A 1,837-nucleotide genomic window follows, 5' to 3' on the forward strand; every position below is an offset into this window, starting at 1 on the left:
AAGTGATAAAGTCGGGAGTATCAATTGTGAAAGAATTACTTATCTATGATATAATAAAAAGAAAAGGCTTGCATAAGAAAGTAGGGAGAATGAAGATGAAAAGAAGACAAGATAGAAGTCAGGGTGGTTTAGCTTTTCGTTTTATGAAGGGCTTGGTAAACTTTTTTAGGAGTTATCGCAGGTGGAGCAATAAAGGATTTGTGGCGGTACTCTTGCTAGCAGTTGCCTTATCAATGGGCTTGGTCTTGTTGTTTGAAAGTTTCCAAAGAATCCCTTTAACCAGTCAAAAACGAGATACTATTTCTCAAGAGGGGACTAAGCAAAAGTCTCAGGAGCAGGAAGAGGAAAAAACTGCCAGAATTATGGCCCACGGGGATTTGCTCTACCACGATGGACTTTTCTTTTCAGCTAAAAAAGAAGACGGTACCTATGACTTTCATGAGAATTTTGAGTATGTGGCTCCTTGGCTTAAGCAAGCAGACTTAGCTATTGGCGATTTTGAAGGAACCATCAATAAGGATCATTATTTAGCAGGTTATCCTCTCTTTAATGCTCCTGCTGAAGTTATGGATGCCATTAAGGATGCAGGTTATCATGTGCTAGATTTAGCTCATAATCATATTTTGGATTCGCAAATTGAGGGAGTTATTTCAACGGCCGATATTATTGAAAAAGCTGGAATCACTCCAATCGGAGTTTATACGCATGAACCACGTGATCAGGCTCCGTTGGTCATTAAGGAAGTGAATGGAATCAAGGTTGCTCTTTTGGCCTATTCCTATGGATTCAATGGAATTGAACGGTATATTTCTCAGGAAGACTATAATCGTTATCTTTCAGATTTAAACGAAGATAAGATGAAGGCTGAAATTGAACGGGCAGAAAAGGAGGCAGATATCACCATTATCATGCCTCAGATGGGTGTGGAGTATCGATTGGAACCAACTGAGGAACAAAAAGCTCTTTATCACAAGATGATTGATTGGGGGGCGGATATTATCTTTGGAGGGCATCCTCACGTTGTGGAACCATCTGAAACGGTTGAAAAAGATGGAGACAAGAAACTCATTATCTATTCAATGGGGAACTTCATTTCCAATCAACGGATTGAATCTATGGGAGATGAAGAAAATGCTAAGTGGACTGAACGTGGTGTTCTCATGGATGTGACCATTAAGAAGAAGGATGGAAAAACAACTATCGGAACAGCTAAAGCTCATCCTACTTGGGTCAATCGAACACCAAAGGGAACCTTTTCACCAGAAGGCTATCCTTTATATCATTATCAAACCTATATCTTGGAAGATTTTATCGAGGGTGGCAGTCATCGTGACCAGTTAGATGAAGCGACTAAGGAACGAATTGATACAGCCTATAAAGAAATGAACGAACATGTGGGATTGAAGTGGGACTAGCTTGAATAGACTTCCTGCGAAACAAAATATGGTATAATAGTTCTATGAATTATGAAGCAAGTGAACAACTAACTGATGCACGATTTAAGCTCCTGGTTGGTGTTCAGCGCACGACTTTTGAAGAGATGTTAGCTGTATTGAAAACAGCTTATCAAGGTAAACACGCAAAAGGGGGACGAAAACCTAAACTAAGCCTAGAAGACCTTCTTATGGCGACTTCAATATGTGCGAGAATATCGAACTTATGAACAAATTGCGGCTGATTTTGGTATTCACGAAAGCAACTTAACCCATCGGAGTCAATGGGTTGAAGTAACTCTTGTTCAAAGTGGTGTTACGATTTCAAGAACTCCTCTCAGTTCTGAGGACACGGTAATGATTGATGCGACGGAAGTAAAAATCCATCGTCCTAAAAAACAATT

Annotated in this window: 1 protein-coding gene and 1 pseudogene; both read left to right on the forward strand. The window is 39.8% G+C overall.

Annotated features, from left to right (window positions below):
• Positions 1-95: 95 nt before the first annotated feature.
• Positions 96-1,415 (forward strand): CapA family protein, encoded by a 1,320-nt coding sequence (locus HT723_RS05475; RefSeq protein WP_119920156.1) that lies wholly within the window; start codon positions 96-98, stop codon positions 1,413-1,415.
• Between the two features lie 44 nt (positions 1,416-1,459).
• Positions 1,460-1,837: pseudogene (locus tag HT723_RS05480) on the forward strand (transposase family protein); the annotation flags it as partial.

This window comes from Streptococcus sp. 2106, from assembly GCF_013277315.1.
GTDB classification, from domain to species: domain Bacteria; phylum Bacillota; class Bacilli; order Lactobacillales; family Streptococcaceae; genus Streptococcus; species Streptococcus pseudopneumoniae.

What these genes read in the sequence shown, in the direction of transcription:
- HT723_RS05475 (WP_119920156.1), top strand. Translation starts at nt 96, where the DNA reads ATGAAAAGAAGACAAGATAGAAGTCAGGGTGGTTTAGCTTTTCGTTTT.